Consider the following 22,317-nt stretch of genomic DNA (forward strand, 5'->3'; position numbering starts at 1 on the left):
CCATGGCGAAAATTAAACTGAAATGGCCGCTTTATCACATCCTTATAGGTGGCCTCGCTATCGTTATGCTGTATCCGATTCTGTGGATGATCATGAGTTCTTTTAAAGAGAGCCGGCTTGTGTTTGTTACAGCGCAGCACCTTATACCTGATCCATGGGAATGGGGGAACTATGCTAAAGGCTGGGAAGGTATTGCAGGTTACTCCTTTGGTGTCTTCATCAAGAACTCTTTTGTAATTGTTATTGTCGCAACACTGGGCGCAGTCATTTCATCTTCACTGGTTGCCTTCGGTTTTGCCCGCAATAAATTTGTAGGCCATGGCTTATGGTTCGGAATCATGATGATGACCCTGATGCTTCCTTCCGATGTGGTGCTCGTCCCTCAATACATTATCTATGCCAAATTGGAATGGCTCGACAGTATCAAACCGATCGTTGTTCCACAGTTCTTCGGTGTCCCGTTTTTCATTTTCCTAATGCTGCAGTTTATTCGGACCATTCCTGTTGAACTTGATGAAGCGGCTACCATCGATGGTTGTGGGAAATTTGGACTTTATTTCAGAATTATACTTCCACTCATTCGTCCTTCTATGGCTACTGCGGCGATCTTCTCCTTCTATTGGCGCTGGGAAGACCTGCTTGGACCGGTATTGTACTTGAACTCACCTTCTAAATATACAGTTTCGATGGGGCTTAAAATGTTCCTGGACAGTGAGTCCGTATCCAACTGGGGTCCAATGTTCGCCATGTCTGTTCTAAGTTTGGCACCAGTCATGATTATCTTCTTTATCTTCCAAAAGCAGATTGTAGAAGGAATCAGCACCAGTGGTTTGAAAGGTTGATTTCAGCAAACGAATATAAATGTTTTAAATCTCTAATTAAGAAAGGTGCGGCTGAATTTGGATAGCTATCGTTTTGATTTTGGGATTAAGGAAGCTGAGCCTGGCTACACCAAAATTCGGCCGGACACATCTTATTCTAAGGAAATAGGGTATGGTTTCACTTCTGATTCCTCAGTCTTTGGTCGTTTCAGAGGGGGAACAGATATACTGCGAAGCGATTGCTGCATCCCACAGAAAGCAGTTTTTCTTCTGGATCTCCCGAATGGGATCTACCGTGTTACGCTGCTGTTGGGTGATGCTCTGGCAGATACCAGCACATTTATCAAAGCTGGAGAAGGCAAGTTCGTATTGGACACGCTAAATGTGCCTGCGGGCCAATATTTGCGCGAATCCTTTGCAATTAGGGTTAAGGATGGGCAGCTAAAGCTATCGTTCTCGGGTGCGGCACCGCGTATTAACGCCTTGGACATTCAGATGGACAATGAAGCGCTAGTCTTATTTCTGGCGGGAGATTCCACGGTGACCGATCAAGGGGAAGAAGGTTACCCCTATGCGGGGTGGGGCCAACTGCTGCCACGCTGCTTCAAAGCCGGAATAGCTGTAGATAATCGAGCACTTTCTGGACGCAGTTCCAAGAGTTTTATTGAGGAAGGGCATTTGGAGGGCATTGCCGCAGATATCAGACCCAGAGATTATCTGTTCATCCAGTTTGGACATAATGATTCCAAAACTGATGATTTAAGACATACCGAGCCCTTTACTACATATAAAGAACATTTGCTCCGGTTGATTACAGTCGCCCGAGAAGCGGGGGCCTATCCGGTTCTTGTGAGCTCTGTACATCGGCGAAGATTTGATAGTGAAGAAGCAATTGTAGACACGCATGGAGATTATTTAATCGCCATGCGGGAACTCGCAGATACCGAGCAGGTTCCACTGATTGATTTAGCCGAGAAGAGCCGCAAGCTCTTTGAAGCTTATGGCTCAGAGGGCTCAAAAGATTTATTCATGTGGAGCTATCCAGGAGAATTTATTGCGCATCCAGGTGGGGTGTATGATAATACACATTTTCAGATTTTAGGGGCTCGTCTTCTAGCTGAGCTTATAGTGGAAGGGATCCGGGAAGTTGGATTAAACGATCTCATCATTCATCTTCGTCAGGGAGAATAATAATCCTAAAGGAAAAGTAAATATCTGTCGGTTCAACTTCTGTATGCAAGGTTAAGGTTAAGGAAAGAACTTAACTGGAAGACTTGCATGATAAGAAGGAGGATATCACGATATGGCAGATAAAAAGCTTGTAGGTAAGGTTGCAGTTGTAACCGGAGGCGGCTCAGGAATTGGCCGGGCAACCGTGCTTGAGTTCGCACGTAACGGAGCCAAAGTTGTATTATTGGACAGAACTGTAGAGAACGCTGAAAAGGTTAGACAGGAAGTGGAGAAAGAGGGCGGAGAAGCCCTAGTTATCGAATGTGATGTTGCTGAACCACCACAAGTGGAAGCGGCGATAAATAAGGCGGCCGCGAAATGGGGTCGTCTTGATGTTGTTTTTGCCAACGCAGGGATTAATGGGGCGATGACGCCTATTGAAACGATGGATATTGAAGCTTGGGATCAGACCATTCATATTAACCTGCGTGGAACCTTCGCGACTGTTAAATATGCGATACCGCATCTAAAAGAAAGCGGAGGCAGCATCCTGATCAACAGCTCCATTAACGGAAATCGTGTATTTTCTAATGTTGGTTTTTCTGCTTACAGTACGACAAAGGCAGGACAGGTTGCTTTTATGAAAATGGCGGCACTGGAACTGGCTCAATTTCAAATCCGCGTAAATGCGATCTGTCCTGGGGCTATAAAGACCAATATAGATGACAACACTTTTCCATCAGAGGATCTGAAAGAAGTGAAAATCCCAGTAGAATTTCCTGAGGGAGATCAACCGCTCGAAGAAGGTCCGGGGCGACCTGATCAAGTAGCGAAGCTGGCGCTGTTTCTGGCGTCTGAAGATTCAGATCATATTACGGGGACGGAAATTTATTGTGACGGTGCAGAGTCGCTTCTGCATGGTTAATTTTTCAACATAATCTTGGCCTCTCATAACGGATTCCATCCTCGTCGCTATGCCGGACCACACGGGTCGAAAGAGCATCTGCGGTGAGGATGGCTATGCCGTTTTTTGTTGTAAAATAAAGCTAATCATTATCTCCAATTTCCGTTATAATGGAGTATCTCTGGAGAAAGGAGATTGCGATATGGATTTTCAATTGGAATCATTAATGAAGTTACTAGTGGCCATGCTGTTCGGGCTGTTCATCGGGATTGACCGACAGATCAAGCAGAAACCGCTGGGGATACGGACCAGTATGGTCATAAGCATTGCGAGCTGTCTTGTCACAGTGGTGTCTATCCATGCCTTTGATAAGTTCGCAGGACCAGAGCATCCAAACATGGACCCAATGCGGCTTGCGGCTCAGATTGTCAGCGGGATTGGTTTTTTGGGTGCGGGTGTTATTCTGCGTAGAGGCGGAGATGCCATTTCGGGCCTTACTTCGGCAGCACTCATCTGGACAGCTTCTGGAATTGGTATAGCTGTGGGTGCGGGATTCTATATTGAGGCAGCATATGCGGTTATTCTGCTGATGTTTGCTGTGAATTTAGTTCCTCATTTAATCCGTTCGCTAGGACCAGAAGTACTGAATAAACATGAAGTTTCAGTGAGGATCATTATGGAAGCTAATTTTGTGCTTACAGAAGTGATCCAAAAAATCGAGCGGCCTCAGGTCAGCTCGCAGCGTAGTACTAGAGGTCCATCCCGAGCGATTCGAAGAATGAAAATTAAAGATTTGGAAGATGGCAGACAAATGATCGATATGGTGATCTCAGCACCGGATCGGGATTACGCAACAGAAATCTATTACGATGTGAAGAAAATTGAACATGTAATGAGCGTAGAAGTGGAGCAATTGTAAAAAGAGCATGTCACCTCATGACTAGATGTGGTAATCTATCAAGTGGAGACAATTATCAGACACTGGAAGGGAGAACAATATATTATGTCAATCACAGCGTATGAAGGACAATATGAAGGAGAAGCAGCTATCTGGTTGAAAGCCGGTCGTTATGAGGCAGCTATTCTGCCAGGCATTGGCGGCAACCTGATCTGTTTCCGTGATACCGAAAACGGATATCGCTTCCTGCATGAGCCTGGAGCTGAAGAGATGGAAGCCTTTAAGGCAAGTCCGGGGATTCACGGAATTCCTGTATTATTTCCTCCAAATCGTTATGAGGATGGTAAATTTCCATGGAATGGTCAAACTTATCAATTCCCAGTAAATGAAGTTGCAACGGGCAACCATTTACACGGATTTTTACATACTGCAGCTTGGGAAGTCGAAGAATTTGGCAGCGGTAAGACTGAAAGCTTCGTAACCGTATTCATCAAGGTGGATGAGAATCATCCTTCTTATCAGTATTTGCCACATAAGTATACGATCAAATTGCGTTATACCCTCGGCGAAGGAGGATTATCTCAACAGGTGTTGGTGCACAATGATGGAGAAGATGTGATGCCTTGTTTGCTGGCATTCCACACTGCCATTAACGCACCTTTCGCACCAGGAAGCAGTGCACAAGATTACCGCGTAAAAGCTACTATTGGCGAGCGCTGGGAGCTCAACGACCGCATGCTGCCAACAGGCAAATTCCAGGCGTTGGAGCCAGGAGAAGTTCAGCTTCGTGAAGAAGGTGTGAATCCATATTTTGCATCGATGGACAATCACTACACGGCTGTACCTCAGAACGGACGCAACCGGATGGAGCTTACCGATAGCAAAGCTGGAGTAACCTTGGTGTACGATGTAGGGACTTCGTACAAACAATGGATGATCTGGAATAATGGTGCTACAGAACAGTTCTTCTGCCCTGAGCCACAAATTAACTTGGTGAATGCGCCAATGGTAGATCTTCCTGCTGATGAAATCGGCTTGTTCAGCCTGAAACCAGGCGAATATTGGGAAGAGAGCAGCCGCCTGTACGTAAAATAGAGTTCATGTGAATATGAATAGGTTATAAAGAAGGGGCTGTCTCAAACGTAGTTTTTCTACGATTAGACAGCCCCTTAAATTTATCTCTTACTAATAATCTCTTCATTAATCTGTTCAATGATGTCTTGGATACTCTTCGAACCAAGATCACCTTCACCACGTTTTCTTACAGAGACAGTGTCGGAATTTTTTTCGTTCTCTCCAAGTACAAGCATGTAAGGTGCTTTTTCAAGCTGAGCTTCACGAATTTTGTAGCCTAACTTCTCATTTCGGATATCTACTTCGACACGAATGCCAGCCTTCTCCATGTGATGCTTCACTTGCAGTGCATAGTCAACATAGTTCTCAGAGACTGGCAATAACTTCGCATGAACAGGTGCGAGCCACAGTGGGAAAGCTCCAGCGAAATGTTCAGTAATAATCCCCATAAAACGATCGATCGACCCATAAACAGCGCGATGGATTACGACCGGGCGATGTTTAAGATTATCTTCCCCGATGTAAGTAAGATCGAATTTCTCTGGCATTTGCCAATCTAGTTGGATTGTTCCACATTGCCAGCTTCGTTTTAGCGCATCTAAGATATGGAAATCAATCTTAGGTCCATAGAACGCGCCATCCCCTTCATTCACACGATATTCGATCCCGAGATTGTCTAATACATTTTGTAAAGATTGTTCAGCCTGATCCCATAATTCTTCAGATCCCATATAATCTGCCGGCCGAGTTGATAATTCAATCTTATACTCAAAGCCGAACACTTGATAAATATGGTCAATCAGTGAGATTACCCGTCTTATTTCATCCTCAATTTGCTCTGGTAAAACGAAGAGGTGAGCATCATCCTGACAGAAAGTGCGGACTCTCATCATCCCGTTCAATGCTCCGGAATATTCATGGCGATGCACTTGACCAAATTCCGAGATACGGATAGGCAGTTCCCGGTAGGAATGCAGATTATTTTTGAAAATTAGCATATGCCCAGGGCAGTTCATCGGCTTAAGGGCAAATTTTGTTTCATCTACATCTGTGAAATACATATTGTCCTTGTAGTGATCCCAGTGCCCTGACTGCTCCCAAAGCCGATTGTTCATCATCAGCGGTGTACGAACTTCATCGTAATCTCTCTGTCTTTGTAATTCCCGGGCAAAGTTCTCAAGCTCTGTACGGATTGTCATTCCCTTGGGAAGATAGAAGGGCATGCCTGGCGCTTCTTCTGAGAACATGAACAACTCAAGTTCTTTGCCGAGCTTACGGTGGTCACGTTTTTTAGCTTCTTCAAGAAACAGTAAATGTTCCTCTAACTGCGCTTTTTTTGGAAAGGCAGTTCCATAAATACGTTGCAGCATTTTGTTATTGGAATCTCCACGCCAGTAGGCACCCGCTACATTCAACAGCTTAAAGGCTTTGACCAAGCCAGTTGAGGGAAGATGTGGCCCACGGCAAAGATCGGAGAATTCACCTTGATCATAAATAGTTAATACTGTGTCTGCCGGCAGATCATGAATAAGCTCCAGCTTTAAAGGCTCATTCAGCTCTTCAAAAAGTTTAATGGCCTCTGCGCGGCTCACCACACGGCGGACAATCTGGTGATTCTCTTGGATGATTTTCGCCATTTCTTGTTCGATTGCAGCAAGATCATCAGTGGATAGAGGTTTCTCAATATCAATGTCATAGTAGAAGCCGTCTTCGATAACAGGACCTATGCCTAGCTGGACAGCTTTATCTCCATATATACGTTTTATGGCCTGCGCCATGATATGTGCAGTACTGTGTCTATAAACCTCAAGACCGTCTTTGCTATCCAACGTAACAATATCGAGCCGGCAATCATGTTCGATCGCTTGGTTTAGATCAACAGATTTTCCATCAATTTTTCCAGCTACAGCATTTTTTTTCAGACTGGTACTTATGGCACCTGCTGCTTCTTTAATCGTTGTTCCTTGCAGTACCTCTCTAATTGTTCCATCTTGCAGTGTTACCTTGATCTTCATGATTTTAGCCTCCATTTCTCAAATATTGTTAGTTGTGAACGCAAAAAAACGCATCTCTCCCAGAAAGGGACGAGTGCGTTCAGCTCGTGGTTCCACCCTAATTCGACCTGTCATATAGACAGGACCTCATTGGTATCCGATATCGGGGATAAATCGGTGCCACATACTACCGAAAAAACAAAGTTCTACGGATTCAGCGCCACGGCTACAAAGGGGTAACTTCACAACCGGTAACTGGAGAAGCTTGCAGCCTGGACTTCTCTCTCTGGACAGTTCGTGTAGGAAATCATGTCTTTGATCATTGCCATATTCTGTTGCTAGTTAATATTACTCAATAGTATTCAATAAAGTCAAGGGGGGGAGGTGCACAGAAATCGGATGATCGTTTCTCCGCGGACTTCATTTGCTTATTGGTAAAGGAAATGAGGAAGGACTTGGCGAATTTATATTTCAACATGCTTAAGGGGGATTTTAATGCAGATTATTGCCATGCTGACGATGCTAATCGACCATATTGGCTATATCTTTTTCCCGGAGAATCTTGCTTGGAGATATGTAGGGAGAATAGCTTTTCCGATTTATTGTTATGGGCTTGTGCAGGGACATATCCATACTTCATCCAGACCTAAATATTTATTTCGGTTGCTCTTGATTGCGATTATTGCCCAGATTCCCTATAATCTAGCGCTAAATTCTGGTGGCTGGAACGTGGTGTTTACGTTATTGCTGTCGGCAATCGTATTGGTTATTTTGGACAAGCTGCCTTCACTATGGCTTGGTATACCTGTGGTAATTGCAGCTATAGTGTTAATGGATTATTACCCTATAGATTATAATGCGTACGGTTTGCTCTTAGTATTGATTTTTCGTTATACGAAATCGTACTGGCTTGTTGGAGCCCACCTGGCACTGAATCTATTCTATATGTTTTATAATTATTGGATTGTACAGATGCTCAGTATTTTACCTACCTTGCTGATTGCTTTTACGCCTTTAATTTGGAATCGCTTGGAGCGGCAACGTGTTCCGCGCTGGATGTGGTGGTCATTTTATCCTGCACATTTACTGATGTTGGCGATAATTAAGGCTGTAATTTACAAGGATTGGGCTCAGATCGAATGGCGAAGTTTGTTGAATATCTAAACATTTTACAATAAAAGGAACTTTGATTTACAAAACTTACCTTAGCTGAGATAATGGATTGATTTCACAAAATAAGATGAAGGAGACATGCTATGAGTAGAGTTAAAGCGAAATTGAAGTGGTTTTTGCCTTTTGTCGCACTGATGCTAGTTCTTGCCGGCTGTCAGTCGGTAGGGGGGTTCGATGTTAATAAGGCGTTGATTGGGGATGTTGATGTTAAATCATCAGAATCCAGTATGACTTTTTCCATGAATGCTGAGCCCATAGAGGGAATTAGCGCGGAAGATAAGGAAATGGTTGATCTTATTAATTCTTTTTCCTTGAATATTAGTAAAGCTAAGTTACAAGATAATGGGAGTTTATCGGCCCAAGGAACTGTTGGTTATAAACAATTGAATATTCCATTCACCTTGTTTATGGACAAACAAACACTTGCTTTTACAGTTGAAGGAGCAAAACAACCGTTCTACTTCCCTGTACAAGGATACGATGAAATCTTAGGTGAAGTAGGCTTGGATACGGCAAAAGCTGAAGATGTCAGTAAGCTGTTGACGAAATTCGTTGTTAAGAATCTTCCGAATCCTGGCGTAATCAACATTACACCGGTTAGTGATGCTGTGTATGGTGAGCAGTTGAACATGACGAAGCTGCATGCAGAAGTGACTGGTGATGAGCTTCCTGCATTGTTAAAAGGCTTCCTGAAGTCTGTTTCCAAAGACACAGAAGGTTTTACTGAATTGGTGGGTGGTCTTTACGACTATATGTACCCTGTGATCAAAGCTATGGATGAAGACGGTTCTGGCGATATTTTCAATCTGGGATTCGGAGATATTCCACTGGATGATAAAGAAGCTGTCGTAACTGTATTGCATGATGCTGCCAAATTGGCTGTTGATGCATTGCTGCTAGTATATGACAATCAAGTGGACAGTCTTTACAAATCAACTCCTGAGATGAAGACCGTGTTGAGTAAGGATACGAAGTTATCTGTTGATATTTTCGTTGATAGTGCTTTGCATGTGCGTAAACAGAATGTTGATCTGAAAGTGGCGCTTCCGGGTACCGAGGATTTCCCACTGAAGAGCCTCTCGCTTAAAGCTTCCAGTCAGATTTGGAACATTGGCGGTGCTGTAACTGCTGATCCAATCAGCACTGAAGGTGCACTTGATATTTCTTCCGGGCTTACGCCTGGAGAGACTTTGAGAAACTTTGCCCCAGATTCTGATGTATATCGTATATTGAAGGATGATCTGGGCATCACGAAGAGAACCATTGTTATCGAACCTGATGACGAATATTATTACCCGATTGTAGACAAGAACACTACTTATATCCCACTGCGTTATTTGGCAGAAGATTTAGATGCTACTGTAGAATGGGATACGGCCAATCGTGCAATTAACGTTACTGATGGGGTGTACGGAGATAAACTGGTATTCAAAATCGGTTCTTCCGAAGCCTTGATTAACGGCACGGCTGTAAAGCTTGCCCAACCTGTATTTGTTGACGAGTATGGCGATGCATATGTATCCTTGCGTCTGCTTGCTGAAGCGCTTCATGCTACTGTGTCGGTAGATGAAGATGGTTGGATTACTATTGTACGGAAATAGTTGTATCTTAACGATTAATTAACACAATAAACCCAGCTTCCATCTGACGCATAAATGCAGGTGGAGGCTGGGTTTTTCATATGAATACATAATCCAGTTATTGCTTCGTTAATACCACCTCTAAAGCTATATTACTAAGCTCTTTATCCTCTGTCATACTTTGGATGTATCCACCTAAGAAACCTTCTTGTAGGCCTTCCCAAAGCTTGTAGCCTGGCATCGCTTTAATATCTTCTGAGGAGCTGCCGGCTGTCCCCGCGAAATATCTTACATTTAGCTTGGCCATTACCTCTGCCATCGATGCCTTTTCAGACTGCGTAAAGGAACTCTCCTTTAAACCATCCATAGCTTTGTTATAAGAGTTTGTAGCAAAAGTATCCTCAGCATAGGTCTTGAAGTTTAAAAGATTCTGATCTGTATTGCCATTAGCTTTAGCCCATCCCTCTACATTTAAGGGCGTTGCTTCATAATTGACGGTTCTGCTCAGAGGATCGAAGGTCATCGCTCCGTATTGATGTGGATAGACAGCCATTGCACTTGTTGCGATATCATAAATTGGTGTTTCTTCCGAAGAAGTTACCGGGTCTACCCGGATGTCCTGCATATGGATATGGCCTGACAAGACTAAATTAAGTTCATTTTCACGAAGTACCTTTATTGTTTCCTGACTGTTGTTAAGCTTAAAGCCTGAAACAGACATAGAGGTGTGGCTTAGTAGATTGTGGTGCATAACCGTGAGAACAGAAGCATGCTCCTTGGCAGCCAGTTTAACAGAATTATCTATCCATGATAGGGTAGAGGCGGTCAGGCGTCCGTCCGTTTGGGGGAAACCGTATTTCTGATTGTTATGATATTGGCTGCTGTCAATCATAAGGAGCCATAAATTTGGCGCTGCCTTAACGATGTAACTTAGTGATTCTTTATCACGTGATACAGCTTCTTTGTAACCGAAATCCTCATACATCTTGGTAAAGTCTTTGTCTGTAATGGAATCCGTAACAAGCTGCTTATCCCCGCTGAAGGATCTGGCCCAAGGATTAAATAAATCGTGGTTGCCTGGAATGACATAAACAGAGGTTCCTTGTGCTTCGATTCGCTTTAATTTTTGGGTTAGCTCCTGATGGCTGCTGCGTTCTCCGTTATTTGTTAAATCTCCACTCAGGATGAGAAAATCAGGCTTCTGCTGCTCAGCGTCATAAACCAAGGTTTCAAGGATTTCATCACTGTAAGGCAGCATTTTTCCATCACCGCCAGTTACATATTTTTGAAAAGCTGTACCGCCATCCTGTAGCTTCTTATCTAAGAAGTGAGTGTCCGTTGCCACCCAGAAAGTGAAGGGGTGAAGATCATTCGGATCTTGTGCTGTTGAGGTTAAATTAGACGAATTTGTGTCTTTACAGCTAGTTAGAGCCAAGCTCATTGAAAGGAGCAGCAATAATGAGATTAAGGCTGATTTTCTATGCCGAACAAGGGCTTTCTTGCTTGGGAATTTCATGATTATAACCTTCCTTCTATACATTTGCTGCACTATTGTAGCGCATTTTAGCTCGTGGTGTATATCGGAAAAGGAAGAGGGCAGTTTCTAGCCCGCCTGAAGTGATTAATGATTAATAGATCAGGTGCATAATTAAGCCCATAAATGCGACAATAAGAGTTGGCAACGAATATATCCGACAAAATAAGTTGTGAATAACTGTTGTGTTTTCAGAAAAAAGGTGCTAAGATATACAAAAGTAAGTTACTAAAATTAATGGAGGTAGTTATTTTATGTCTAACAATTTCTTTGAAGCAGTAAAAGGAAGACGTTCCATATATGCCCTTAGTAAAGAATCTACGATTTCGGATGCACAAATTGTAGAAATCGTTGAACAAGCGGTGCTACATAGCCCAACTTCTTTCAACTCCCAAAGCTCAAGAGCCGTTGTTCTTCTTGGAGAACAACACGATAAACTATGGGATATCACTACAGAAACATTGCGTAAAATCGTTCCTGCCGAACAATTTGAAGGAACAGCGCAAAAATTAGCGTCTTTCAAAGCAGGTTACGGTTCCGTACTATTCTTCGAAGATCAAACGGTAGTGAAGAGCCTGCAAGAGAACTTCGCTCTATATGCTGAGAACTTCCCAATTTGGGCTAACCAATCCTCTGGTATTCTGCAATTTGTAGTATGGACAGCACTTTCTGAAGCAGGTGTAGGTGCATCCTTGCAGCACTATAATCCACTGATTGATGATGAAGTAAAAGAAGCATGGGGCATCCCGCAAGAATGGAAATTGATTGCTCAATTGCCATTTGGTAAAACAGTTACTCCTGCTGGTGAGAAACAATTCCAACCGATTGAAGATCGTGTTAAAGTCTTTAAATAAGTGAAATAAGCGTTTGAAACCTCCTTAACCAGGCTAAGTATGTATATAGACTGGTTAAGGAGGTTTTTGGTATGCCATGGAACAAAGAGGATTATCCAGAATCATTGAAGAACTTCACAGCACCTGTTCGCAATAAGGCAATCGATATTGCGAATGCGCTCCTCGAAGATGGTTATGAGGAGGGGAGGGCGATTTCAATTGCCACAGCGCAGGCGAAAGAGTGGGGGGAGAACCACGATAAACAAATCCGTAAAAAAGGCCATTAAGGCTTAATCAAAGGCCTGAACATAGAAATGAAAAAAAGCAGGACAGCGTTTATTAACGCTTGTCCTGCTTTTTGACGGGCACAATTATTTAGTGGATTCATTTCCTGCTGCTGCGCTTGCAGTTGGCTCAGCTGTTGCAGCTGCATCTTCTTTAGCGTCAGTAAGTGTGTTCGTGATTTTTGCTTTTTCAGTTGTTTCTGACATCCAAGTGGAGGACAGAGTGGAAACCTTTTGCGAAACTAGTGTTTTACGAATTTCATCTTTCTTTTCTTCCAGTGTATAGTCTTTAGCATCTTTATGGTCGGTTACTTTAATGATGTGATAACCATAATCGGATTTGACAGCATCACTGGTTTCACCAACTTTTAGCTTAAAGGCTACATCAGAGAATTCAGCTACCATATCGCCACGTTTGAAGAAGTCTAGATCTCCGCCATTATCCTTGGAACCCGTATCAGAGGATTTTTCCTTGGCAAGAGTAGCGAAATCTGCGCCTTCTTTCAGTTGTTTCAGAATTGCATCTGCTTCTTCTTTAGTCTCAACGAGAATGTGGGAAGCGCGAACTTGTTCTTCTTCACTGAAAGTAGCTTTATTTGTGTCATAGTATTCTTTGATTTCATCATCCGTTACAGTGACTTGTGGCTCAAGGATTTTACGCAGCTTTACTTGCAGCGGCATTTGCTTTTTCAAGTCGTCTACAGTCATTGAGCTTTGGGACAAAGCAGCATTAAAGGCAGCTTCTCCGCCGAATTGTGCTTTAAGATCTTCAAGTTCAGTGTTGATGTCTTCATCTGTAACAGTTACGTTAGCTTTTTTAGCCTCTTGATCAACAAGCTCAGTTGTAATCATAGATTGCAGCGTGCTTTCTCCGCCTGCTTCGATCAATTTATCATAAAGTTGTTCTTTTGTGATCTTTGTTCCGTTTACTGTTGCAACAGCTTTTTTGCTGTCGTCTTTTTGGACGACCAGAACAATGATTAGTGCTGCAGCTAATACGATAGAGGCAATCATCCAAGCTTTATTGCTTCTAGGAGCAGTCGGAGGTGTAGGTGGCGTAGCGTTGTTCGCACCGACTTTGTTCATTACTGGAATACTGTCTGCTTTTGTTGTATTCACAGGTTCCTCAGCAGCAACTTGCGCTACTTCAACCTCTTCATTGATAATCTCGGAAGTGTTCAATTCTTCTTCCGTGGTACCGTTGTTTTCTAAGTTCTCATTTCCATTCAGATCTTTTTTGTCCATTATTAGTAATGACTCCCTTCAATATAGGTGTTGCTTGTCTATTTACAACTTTAACAGAAATCCTAATCCTAAACCTTAAGAAAGTATAAAAAAAGGCAGGATCTTTTTAAGTTTCTATTAATAAAAAGCAAAAAGCCGGAAATGGCATCAGTAACATGCCTTTCCGGCTAATGGGAATAAGATGTCTACTTCAGTCCTTTCAGAAGATGACGAATGCTTTCTTGTTTTCGTCTTGGGACACGTACGTTTTTAGCATACAGGCCCATTTCACCGAAATAAATGCAGTCATCTGCGATAGAGCTGATCTTGTTCAGGTTGACATAACAGCCACCGTACACATGATAATAACTTGAATTGGACAACAATCGATTTAATTGCTCGGCAGTCATTCTCTTTTTTATGTTATAGTTTCTGCCGTGAAAAATGACCAAATCATGGTCCCCGACCTTAAAGAACAGAATGTCTGTCTCCACCTCGAAGTCCTCGTACACATTTCTGGCTTCCAGCAGGATGCTACTCATTCATGTTCCCCCTTTATACGGAATAAAAGACTAATGTTAGCGCTTTCATTATATCACAACAGTTAATCGTTGGAAAGACCCATTTTTGAATTGTTTCGTACATTTCTAACTTTATCGTTTGTAATTAACGTTTAAAAATTGTAGATTATATAGATGATCACATCTAATGAGTGTGAAGTAGCAATACTTTTGAGGAGGAATATAGAGATGAATGAGCAGAATAAGTTATTGCTGTTTACAGGTTCTTATGCAAGTGCCGCGGAAAGCGGAGTGCAGGTGTTTGAATTCGATGGAGATGCAGGTGGTACGCTAAAGCTGCTGGATTCGGTGCAGGGCTTAACTAATCCTACCTTTGTTAATGTAGATGCCGCTGAAAAACGTCTATATGCTATAGGAGAAAAACCGAATGGTGAGGGTGGAAAAGAAGGCGAGGTTGTTACCTTTGCCATTGATCCAAAAGACGGGAAATTGAGTGAACTGAAACGCATTCCCTCCATGCCTGCTTCTGGCAACCGTCAAACAACCACCTGCCATATCAATAGAGATTTGAATGATGAATACGTTGTTGTATGTAGTTATCATGGTGGAAGCGTTGGTTTGATCAAATTAAATGAAGAGAAAGCTGCGGATCAATTAGTTGATGTGGCCGTACATTCAGGTCATGGCCAGCATCCTGAACGGCAGGACCGCCCTCATCCACATTCCGCTATTTTCAGTCCGGACGGGCAGTATGTGTTTGTATCTGATCTTGGGCTTGATTTAATTCGTGCCTATAGAATCAATAGAGAAACCAACAAGCTAGAAGTGCATGGTGATACGGCGCTGCATCCAGGAGCGGGACCACGCCACTTCACTTTTCATCCAGACGGAAAGTCTGCTTATGTAATTAACGAGGTGGATTCCACCATTACATCGTTTACATATGACAGTGCCGCAGGCACTCTGCACACTGTAGATACAGTGCCGACGCTGCCTGATGATTTTAACGAAGAGAATACTTGCGCTGAAATCGCCATTTCCAAGGACGGAAAATATCTGTACGCTTCAAACCGTGGGGCTGATAATATCGCTGTGTATGCTGTGGATAATGCATCTGCTAAGCTTACACATCTGGAATATGTATCTACTCGTGGGGGACATCCACGTCACTTCGCATTGACACCAGATGGAGCTTATCTTATCGTGGCAAATCGTGATGCGAATAACCTGGTTGTATTTTCAATAGAAGCGGCAAGTGGCCGACTCGAATTTACTGGAAATACAGCTGAAGTATCCAAACCGGTATGTGTGAAGCCCGTAATTGTTCCTGTATAAAGTTACTCCATTTGAAGAGTGAATCAGTGATCTTGGGAAATGCTAAAGGGAACACCGGATATAAAGTCCGGTGTTCCCTTTTTTTGAAAATAAAAGCCTGTGATTATCTGGTTGATGAGGTGAATGAGGGAGTAGACTATTTGAGCGAAACGGGCTTAAGAGGTACAATAGTGGATACTGCAGATTTGAATAGTACATTTTGCCTGCCATCACCTTGACCTTGTAAAGTGATTGTGAAAGCATCGTACGAAGTTACGAGCCCTTGCATTTTCACACCATTCGTCGTAAAAATCGTCACAGGCACCTTTGTGGAAATGAACTGGTTCAACAATCGTTCTTGCAATTTTAAACTCTCCACTTTGGCAGCACTCCATCTTCTGTGAATTTTTTTCTCTCAATAATTATAACATGGGTTAGTCCCTCACTGGAAATGAGATCAACAGTCACCTGAATAGACATGGAGGTATTTATGCTTTATTATCAGAACTGGTCTAGAGCTTTTCGCTTTTTTTTAGGGTTTGCTGCTTGTTTCGCCGTTATAGCTGTCCTTGTAAGTATGAATAAGGTATCAACCTTTGATAACTATATTATTGATGGGGTGCAATCAGCGGAATCACCGGCGTTGACCTCATTCGCCAAAGGTTTATCTCTGATTGGTTCCTCTAAGATCGCTATAGGCATATCTATCGTTACCATGGCACTGCTCTATTTTTTGCTGAAACACCGATTTGAATTAATCTTGTTCCTGTGGGTTGGATTAGGCTCACAGCTCTTGAATACAATAATGAAGTTATGTTTTCACAGAGAACGTCCGAATTTACATCGCATTGTTGAAGAGATTGGTTATAGTTTTCCGAGCGGGCACTCAATGGCAGCATTCTCTTTGTACGGCGTTATTGCCTTTTTACTGTGGCGTCATCTGCGGCGGAGGCATGAACGGGTCTTATTAATAATGTTCGCCGTATTCATGACCGTGGGGATTGGCTGGAGCCGTATCTATCTGGGTGTTCATTACCCGAGTGACGTAATTGGGGGATATATGGCTAGTGGCGCTTGGCTGATGTTGTCCATTTGTTTATTTCAAATCTACAAGAGCTCGCGTAAGAAGTAGGATAGATACAAAAACGGATATCTTTCATAACGCATGAAGATATCCGTCTTTATGTGTAAGAGGATTGTTTAAGGAGTCGTCACATGTTGTTCAGATGTTTTGCGATCCTGGAATTGCCCCATTTTGCTTATTCTTTGCTTCAGCATCGCAGGAAGTCCTGCTTTAAGCTTTTGGGCTTCGTCTTTTGTCAGACGTCCTTCGGTGATGGCTTGATCCAGCCGTTGGTTTGCCGATTCGCAGAGCTTCTGAATATATTGATCTTCCGTCCAGCCTTTTTTCTCAAGAGCAAGCTGCGGGAGCGTTTTGCCTGCTTTCAGGCTATTGATTAGCTCTGTACGATCCATTTCCAGCAGTTTAGCCGTTTCAAAAATAATGAAATGTCCACCAGCCCTAACCTTTCCGTCTTTTCCTGGATGGTGACCGTGACCTTTCTCTGAAGGATGGGCACCAGGTGCGGTGGCTGTAGGGGTTACTTTCTCAGCAGAAGCACTTCCGATTGGCGCAAGAGCTGGAGACAGGCTGAGAAAAATAACGGTCGTGAAAGTCATTAATCTTTTGATATTGTTATTCATTCACTCACCTCGTATGTTATGTGATAGGCACTACTCGAATTAGTATTCCCTGAAAGCTGAAAGAAACATGAGTGAGAGCTTAAATGTTCTTAAAATTCATCAACTCCAGGCTGGGGTAATTAGAAGTACGAGGGTTCGCTGATGTTCATATTGTAGCGTGGGCTAATTTTTAGGAGGGATAGGTTTGGCTTTAGGAGCTCGCATATTTAAAACAGGTTTGGCCGTTACGCTAGCCCTGTATTTAGCTGTAATGCTTCAATTTCCTTCTGCCGTGGGTGCAGGGATTGCGGCGATTTTCGCTATGCAGCCCTCTATTTATCGCTCTTGGCGTTATTTTCTTGACCAGCTCACGACTAGTACAATGGGGGCCGTCCTGGCTTTACTTGGAGGGATGCTGTTATCCAACAGCCCAATAGCAGTCGGTTTGGTCTGTATTCTAGTCATTATGATCAGTATGAAAATCAACCGGGCGGATACGATAAGTCTTACGTTAGTTACTGTAATAACAGTGATGGAGGCTTCGGGTGAATGGCAATTCGCACTTAATCGTTTTTTATTAACTTTGACAGGTATTGTTTCTGCATTTCTAATCAATATTATTGTCGTTCCTCCAAAACCTCGTAAACAATACATTAAGCAAATTGAGAATGTTTTTTCAAGCCTCTCTTTATTGCTAAGAACAGCGGTTTCTCATGAGATGAAGGAAAGTGTATTTCGTGATGAAAAAAATGCCTTGCATTCATCCATAAAATCGTTGGCTGATAAGTATGCATTGTTTGAGGAGGAACAGAAGCAGTTAAAACGGGCCAAGTATAGCCAGACTAGACAAATGGTTGTGTATAAGAACCTGTTAGCTTCTTTGCAAAAAGGTTACGATGTTCTCGAGGCCGTAGATCGGCATTATTTCCAGGCGGATCGGACCGAACATACAGATGCTCTATTTGATAATCATTTGGAACATTTAATCAAATATCATCAGCACATCTTACTTAAGTTTGAAGACAAATTAAAGCCCAATGCCAATGAATCCGAACCTTTGGGAGAAGACAATGATGAATTCCTGAATACCGCGATTTTGGGGTATAATGCAGAGAAAATAGGTCAGCTGCGTTTATATGTTGTGGCTGCTGCGATTTATGATTACGGATATCAATTGGAGCGCTTAGATAAAGTGGCCGATCAGATGAATCGTATAGCGGAGGATAAAGAATCTGTGCATGAAGCCTAAACATAACCTTGTGAAGAGCAACATATAAGCTTTGTAACAGCAAAAAATCCGGTTCCACAGGGACCGGATCATCTATTTAAGAGAATACTTGAAATCTCAAACTGAAATTGCTAAAATGGTAAGATATCGAATAAGTATGCATTTAAAAACATAAATATGCAAATTTATCATATCATGATTCAAATGGAATGTCAACCTTCCAAAAGGGGATGAAATGTAGTGGATAACAATGAAAGTCAGTGGAAAGAGGAACAGGAACGGGTTGACGGAGTAACCAAGCTTTTGTCCGCCCATATTCGCAATTTATCAGAGGAGCTTGGACTTCATCGCAGTGATGTAGTGGATATGCGGAAAGACTTCTGGGAAGAGGTAACCGTAAACTTCAGTAGCCCGGATGATTTGGGAGAAACCTCAACAAGTCTTCGCCAACAGTCCCAAATCCTCAATGAACGGGAACGTCATCATTTGCAATCAAGCAAGGCGCTGAAAAAATATAAAAAGCTGGTTGTCTCTCCTTACTTTGGCCGCATTGATTTCACAGAGGAACCAACGGGCGGGCTGGAAAAGATTTATCTAGGGATTGGATCCTTGATGGAGGATGATGGCACCTTTTTGATCTATGACTGGCGTGCGCCTATCTCCAGTCTGTATTATGACGGGGCACCAGGTCCTGCAGCTTATGAAACACCTGGAGGATTAGTCTCCGGAACAATGAATCTTAAACGCCAGTTTGTTATTGCTGACGGTGTAATTGAAGTTATGTTTGACACTGGGGTTACGATCGGGGATGAGCTGCTGCAGCAGGTGCTAAGTCATAGCGCTGACGATCGAATGAAAAGTATTGTTGCTACAATTCAAAAAGAGCAAAATGCGATAATCCGCAACGACAAAAGCCGGATGCTAGTTGTGCAAGGAGCAGCGGGAAGCGGAAAAACCTCTGCTGCATTGCAGCGGGTAGCTTATCTTCTATATAAATACCGTGACGTATTATCAGCAGATCAAATGCTGCTGTTTTCACCGAATCCGCTGTTTAACAGCTATGTATCTACAGTGCTCCCGGAGCTAGGCGAAGAAAATATGCAGCAAACAACGTTCCAAATGTATTTAGAACATCGTCTTGGACATGAATTCCTGCTGGAAGATGTCTTTAGTCAGACCGAAAGTTTACTTAATGCTCCTGAGGGTCCTGAGGTGGCTATACGCAGAGAAGGCATTGCCTATAAATCGTCCGTACCTTTCCTCGATGTGATTCGGCGGTATGCTACGTTATTGGAACAGGAGGGTATGCTTTTTAAACCTTTAATGTTTCAAGGGAAAGCAGTGGTCAGTAAAGAAGAAATGGAACGCCAGTTCTATGCGTACGATCCTGCCATAAAGCTTGCAAATCGTGTGGATTTGATGATCCGCTGGCTGCTTAAAAAAATTGCAGATTTTACTCATGAGGAAAGAAATGCGAAGTGGGTCGAAGATCAGATCGAGCTGCTGGATTCCAGCGATTATCACCGTGCATATCAGATGTTGCGTCGGAAGAAGAAAGCTTCGCAGGATAGCTTTGACGATTTTGATACGGAAAAAGAAGTGTTATCTCGTTATGTAGTCAGCCAGCGGCTCAAACCCCTGCGGGGTTGGACTAAACGGGGTCGTTTTGTGGACGTTAAGGGCTTGTACAGCACGTTATTTACAGATCGCGAGCTTATGGTGCGCCTCAATGGAGATTATCCTTTACCAGAGGTGTGGGATGATATCTGTGAGCAAACATTGGAATCCATTGGAGTGAACGAGCTTGCTTATGAGGATGCTACGCCATTCCTTTATCTGAAGGAGTTAAGCCAAGGCTTCCGGACCAACACACTGATCCGCCATGTGATTGTAGATGAGGTACAAGACTATTCTCCATTCCAATTAGAGTTCATGCGGCGTTTATTTCCAAGAGCAAAAATGACCGTATTAGGCGACCTGAACCAGGCCATTTATGCGCAAGGTGAGGTACTGGGGGATTTGTCTAGTCTCGTAAGTATATATGGTGAAGAGAACACAGAAGTGATCTCGTTAACCCAAAGCTACCGTTCAACTTATGAGATCGTGGAGTTTACGCGGTCAATGATCCCTGGAGGAGAACGAATCGTACCATTTAATCGGCGGGGAGAAGAGCCCCAGCTAAGTGTGGTATCCAGCGAGAAGGAGCTTCTGAATGCTGTGGAACAGGATATCCGCAAGCTGCATTCTGAGGGATATCATTATGTGGCTGTCATCTGCAAAACAGCGGAGGAAAGCGCAAGGGTTCATGCTGAACTGAATCGTAGCCTGCCGGTGAGACTTGTTACAAAGGAAACACCGAATTTTCAGAAGGGGACACTGGTTCTGCCTGCTTATTTAGCAAAAGGCGTGGAGTTTGATGCGGTCGTCATCTATGATGGCTCGGCTGAACAATATGGCAGAGAAAGTGAACGCAAATTGTTTTATACGGCGTGCACTCGGGCTATGCACTTGCTGCACATTTTTAGTCTGGGTGAACCTAGCCATTTTATACCGTCCGCTAATGTGGCATCTTTAAGCGCCGGGTCGCTGTAACCATAGATTTCTTCATTTTAAGATCGTCCTTTCCGAAGCAGCGGAGGGACGGTCTTTTTGTTTTCATGAATAAAGAAGGGCGAACAAACCACAATAAAGAATGTTGTACACAATGACAAAGGTGGTCAGTTCATGAAGGAAAGAAAATGGGATCTGCTTGCCTTAGCATCAATCCCACTAATAATGACCCTCGGTAACTCCATGCTGCTGCCTATTCTGCCGCAGATCTCCAAAGAACTCGGCATTAGCGCTTTTCAAGTCAGTATGCTGATTACCGTGTATGGATTGATGGCAATTGTAATGATCCCTATTGCAGGTTATCTGTCAGACCGTTTTGGGCGAAAGAAGGTTATTCTTCCGAGTTTAATCATTGCCGCAATTGGCGGTGCTGTCTGCGTGGTGGCTGCTTGGTTTATGAAGGGAGTTAGCGCTTATTGGGTGATCTTAGCGGGGCGTCTGTTGCAAGGAATTGGTGCAGCGGGTGCTTTTCCAATTGTAATCCCCTTTGTAGGCGATTTGTTCAAGGAAGAAGAAGATGTGAGCAAAAGTCTGGGAATCATTGAGACCTCCAATACGTTTGGTAAAGTACTCAGTCCAATTCTTGGTGCCTATCTTGGGATATGGCTCTGGTTTGCTCCTTTTATTGCAATTCCCATTTTATGTCTAATTTCATTTTTGTTAGTCTTATTTCTGGTCCGAAAGCCCGAAGCAAAGGATGAACCTGAGAAACAGGAACTTCGAGCGTTTTTATCTGGAATTGTGAGCGTTTTACGCAAAAAGGGACGTTGGTTGTATGCTATTTTTGCCATAGGCGGCATCTGTATGTTTGTGACCTTTGGTGTCCAATTCTATTTATCAGAAATGCTGGAAACTAAATATAAAATGCACGGGGCGACGAAGGGGTTTGTGTTGGCGATACCGCTTGCCCTCTTATGTCTGTCCTCCTATGGAACAGGAAAGATCATTGGTCAGAATAAAACGCTAATGAAATGGCTGGGTTTTGGGGGCATGGTGTTACTGACTGCGGCGATGATTTGTGCGGGATTCAACAAAGGCATTTATTTTTTAGTAGGGTTTATGGGTTTAGGCTGTGTTGGAATCGGAATTGTACTTCCCTGTATGGATGCTTTAATCACGGAGGGGATTGAGAAGGAGAACAGCGGCACAATCACCGCTCTTTATAGTAGTATGAGGTTTATAGGGGTAGCGTTGGGGCCACCGGTGGTATCGTTGCTGCTAAGCAGCGGGCATTGGGTCTTGTTTGCGTTGATGGCTACAGTAGGGGCAATTGGTGGATTGCTGACCTTGTTTGCAGTAACTCCGAGTAAGGGGGAAAAGGGGGAGCCAGGCGTTAAAGACACAGAGAAGGTAATTCCTCCAATCTGGCCGAAACGTATTCGCCAAACCTCCTCAATGTCTCTGGATGGAAAAAAGGGCTATCCCTAAGCTGCGTTGCCGCAGCTTGTGGGATAGCCCTCTAGATAAAAGAA

20 protein-coding genes are annotated in these 22,317 nt (G+C 43.3%); 14 read left to right on the top strand and 6 right to left on the bottom strand.

All coding sequences use genetic code 11. The annotated features are described in order from the left end of the window. Positions 1-2: 2 nt before the first annotated feature. The 5 genes from NSQ55_RS12395 (at position 3) to NSQ55_RS12415 (ending at position 4,888) form a co-directional block, all read left to right on the top strand. Positions 3-842 carry a carbohydrate ABC transporter permease gene (locus NSQ55_RS12395; RefSeq protein ID WP_038570347.1) on the top strand — a complete coding sequence of 280 codons (840 nt, stop codon included), beginning with the start codon at positions 3-5 and terminating at the stop codon, positions 840-842. 57 nt (positions 843-899) lie between these two features. Continuing rightward, the gene (locus tag NSQ55_RS12400) at positions 900-2,012 is read left to right on the top strand and encodes a rhamnogalacturonan acetylesterase (protein ID WP_076279782.1); all 1,113 of its coding nucleotides are present in this window, start codon (positions 900-902) and stop codon (positions 2,010-2,012) included. 112 nt (positions 2,013-2,124) lie between these two features. Beyond that, positions 2,125-2,916: an SDR family NAD(P)-dependent oxidoreductase gene (locus NSQ55_RS12405; RefSeq protein WP_248548095.1), complete on the top strand. Its 792-nt coding sequence runs from the start codon at positions 2,125-2,127 to the stop codon at positions 2,914-2,916. A 181-nt stretch (positions 2,917-3,097) separates the two neighbouring features. Next, positions 3,098-3,814, top strand: coding sequence for an MgtC/SapB family protein (locus NSQ55_RS12410; protein ID WP_036686231.1), 717 nt, complete (start codon positions 3,098-3,100; stop codon positions 3,812-3,814). An 84-nt stretch (positions 3,815-3,898) separates the two neighbouring features. Further along, a complete protein-coding gene (locus tag NSQ55_RS12415; protein ID WP_076183424.1) occupies positions 3,899-4,888 on the top strand; it encodes an aldose 1-epimerase in 990 nt (329 codons plus the stop codon). A gap of 80 nt (positions 4,889-4,968) precedes the next feature. Here the strand turns inward: NSQ55_RS12415 and thrS are convergent, their stop codons facing one another. Next, the gene (gene thrS / locus NSQ55_RS12420; protein WP_339173628.1) at positions 4,969-6,882 is read right to left on the bottom strand and encodes a threonine--tRNA ligase; all 1,914 of its coding nucleotides are present in this window, start codon (positions 6,880-6,882) and stop codon (positions 4,969-4,971) included. Positions 6,883-7,356: 474 nt separating this feature from the next. On the opposite strand from thrS, the gene NSQ55_RS12425 reads away from it, so the two are divergent. Both NSQ55_RS12425 and NSQ55_RS12430 read left to right on the top strand, forming a co-directional pair. Continuing rightward, entirely contained in the window at positions 7,357-8,025 is a 669-nt protein-coding gene (locus NSQ55_RS12425; RefSeq protein ID WP_076301820.1) for a TraX family protein, read from the top strand. A gap of 92 nt (positions 8,026-8,117) precedes the next feature. Then, the gene (locus tag NSQ55_RS12430) at positions 8,118-9,635 is read left to right on the top strand and encodes a copper amine oxidase N-terminal domain-containing protein (protein WP_339173632.1); all 1,518 of its coding nucleotides are present in this window, start codon (positions 8,118-8,120) and stop codon (positions 9,633-9,635) included. A 97-nt stretch (positions 9,636-9,732) separates the two neighbouring features. Here the strand turns inward: NSQ55_RS12430 and NSQ55_RS12435 are convergent, their stop codons facing one another. Continuing rightward, positions 9,733-11,130: a metallophosphoesterase gene (locus tag NSQ55_RS12435; RefSeq protein ID WP_339173635.1), complete on the bottom strand. Its 1,398-nt coding sequence runs from the start codon at positions 11,128-11,130 to the stop codon at positions 9,733-9,735. Positions 11,131-11,402: 272 nt separating this feature from the next. On the opposite strand from NSQ55_RS12435, the gene NSQ55_RS12440 reads away from it, so the two are divergent. Both NSQ55_RS12440 and NSQ55_RS12445 read left to right on the top strand, forming a co-directional pair. Further along, complete coding sequence (locus tag NSQ55_RS12440; protein ID WP_076125903.1) at positions 11,403-12,002, top strand: nitroreductase family protein; 600 nt, start codon at positions 11,403-11,405, stop codon at positions 12,000-12,002. A 71-nt stretch (positions 12,003-12,073) separates the two neighbouring features. Further along, entirely contained in the window at positions 12,074-12,268 is a 195-nt protein-coding gene (locus tag NSQ55_RS12445; protein ID WP_036686240.1) for a hypothetical protein, read from the top strand. A gap of 84 nt (positions 12,269-12,352) precedes the next feature. On the opposite strand, the gene NSQ55_RS12450 is transcribed toward NSQ55_RS12445, so the two are convergent. Both NSQ55_RS12450 and NSQ55_RS12455 read right to left on the bottom strand, forming a co-directional pair. After that, on the bottom strand, positions 12,353-13,510 hold the full coding sequence (locus NSQ55_RS12450) for a peptidylprolyl isomerase (protein WP_076125905.1): 1,158 nt from the start codon (positions 13,508-13,510) through the stop codon (positions 12,353-12,355). A 185-nt stretch (positions 13,511-13,695) separates the two neighbouring features. Then, positions 13,696-14,031: a hypothetical protein gene (locus NSQ55_RS12455; protein WP_036686243.1), complete on the bottom strand. Its 336-nt coding sequence runs from the start codon at positions 14,029-14,031 to the stop codon at positions 13,696-13,698. Positions 14,032-14,238: 207 nt separating this feature from the next. Here NSQ55_RS12455 and NSQ55_RS12460 point away from each other — a divergent pair, with 207 nt between their 5' ends. Next, complete coding sequence (locus tag NSQ55_RS12460) at positions 14,239-15,345, top strand: lactonase family protein (protein WP_339173641.1); 1,107 nt, start codon at positions 14,239-14,241, stop codon at positions 15,343-15,345. Between the two features lie 136 nt (positions 15,346-15,481). On the opposite strand, the gene hfq is transcribed toward NSQ55_RS12460, so the two are convergent. Next, the gene (gene hfq / locus NSQ55_RS12465; protein ID WP_036686247.1) at positions 15,482-15,703 is read right to left on the bottom strand and encodes an RNA chaperone Hfq; all 222 of its coding nucleotides are present in this window, start codon (positions 15,701-15,703) and stop codon (positions 15,482-15,484) included. 111 nt (positions 15,704-15,814) lie between these two features. On the opposite strand from hfq, the gene NSQ55_RS12470 reads away from it, so the two are divergent. Next, the gene (locus tag NSQ55_RS12470) at positions 15,815-16,456 is read left to right on the top strand and encodes a phosphatase PAP2 family protein (protein ID WP_339173644.1); all 642 of its coding nucleotides are present in this window, start codon (positions 15,815-15,817) and stop codon (positions 16,454-16,456) included. Between the two features lie 68 nt (positions 16,457-16,524). Here NSQ55_RS12470 and NSQ55_RS12475 read toward each other — a convergent pair whose 3' ends face one another. After that, the gene (locus NSQ55_RS12475; protein ID WP_076183438.1) at positions 16,525-17,028 is read right to left on the bottom strand and encodes a hypothetical protein; all 504 of its coding nucleotides are present in this window, start codon (positions 17,026-17,028) and stop codon (positions 16,525-16,527) included. Positions 17,029-17,212: 184 nt separating this feature from the next. Here NSQ55_RS12475 and NSQ55_RS12480 point away from each other — a divergent pair, with 184 nt between their 5' ends. The 3 genes from NSQ55_RS12480 (at position 17,213) to NSQ55_RS12490 (ending at position 22,273) form a co-directional block, all read left to right on the top strand. Then, positions 17,213-18,256: an aromatic acid exporter family protein gene (locus NSQ55_RS12480; RefSeq protein WP_076125912.1), complete on the top strand. Its 1,044-nt coding sequence runs from the start codon at positions 17,213-17,215 to the stop codon at positions 18,254-18,256. Positions 18,257-18,475: 219 nt separating this feature from the next. Continuing rightward, positions 18,476-20,827, top strand: coding sequence for an RNA polymerase recycling motor HelD (helD, locus tag NSQ55_RS12485; RefSeq protein ID WP_339173647.1), 2,352 nt, complete (start codon positions 18,476-18,478; stop codon positions 20,825-20,827). 132 nt (positions 20,828-20,959) lie between these two features. Next, positions 20,960-22,273 carry an MFS transporter gene (locus tag NSQ55_RS12490; protein WP_081383235.1) on the top strand — a complete coding sequence of 438 codons (1,314 nt, stop codon included), beginning with the start codon at positions 20,960-20,962 and terminating at the stop codon, positions 22,271-22,273. Positions 22,274-22,317: the final 44 nt, after the last annotated feature.

Origin of the sequence: Paenibacillus sp. FSL H7-0943, assembly GCF_037963265.1 — a bacterium.
Lineage (GTDB): Bacteria > Bacillota > Bacilli > Paenibacillales > Paenibacillaceae > Paenibacillus_AQ > Paenibacillus_AQ odorifer.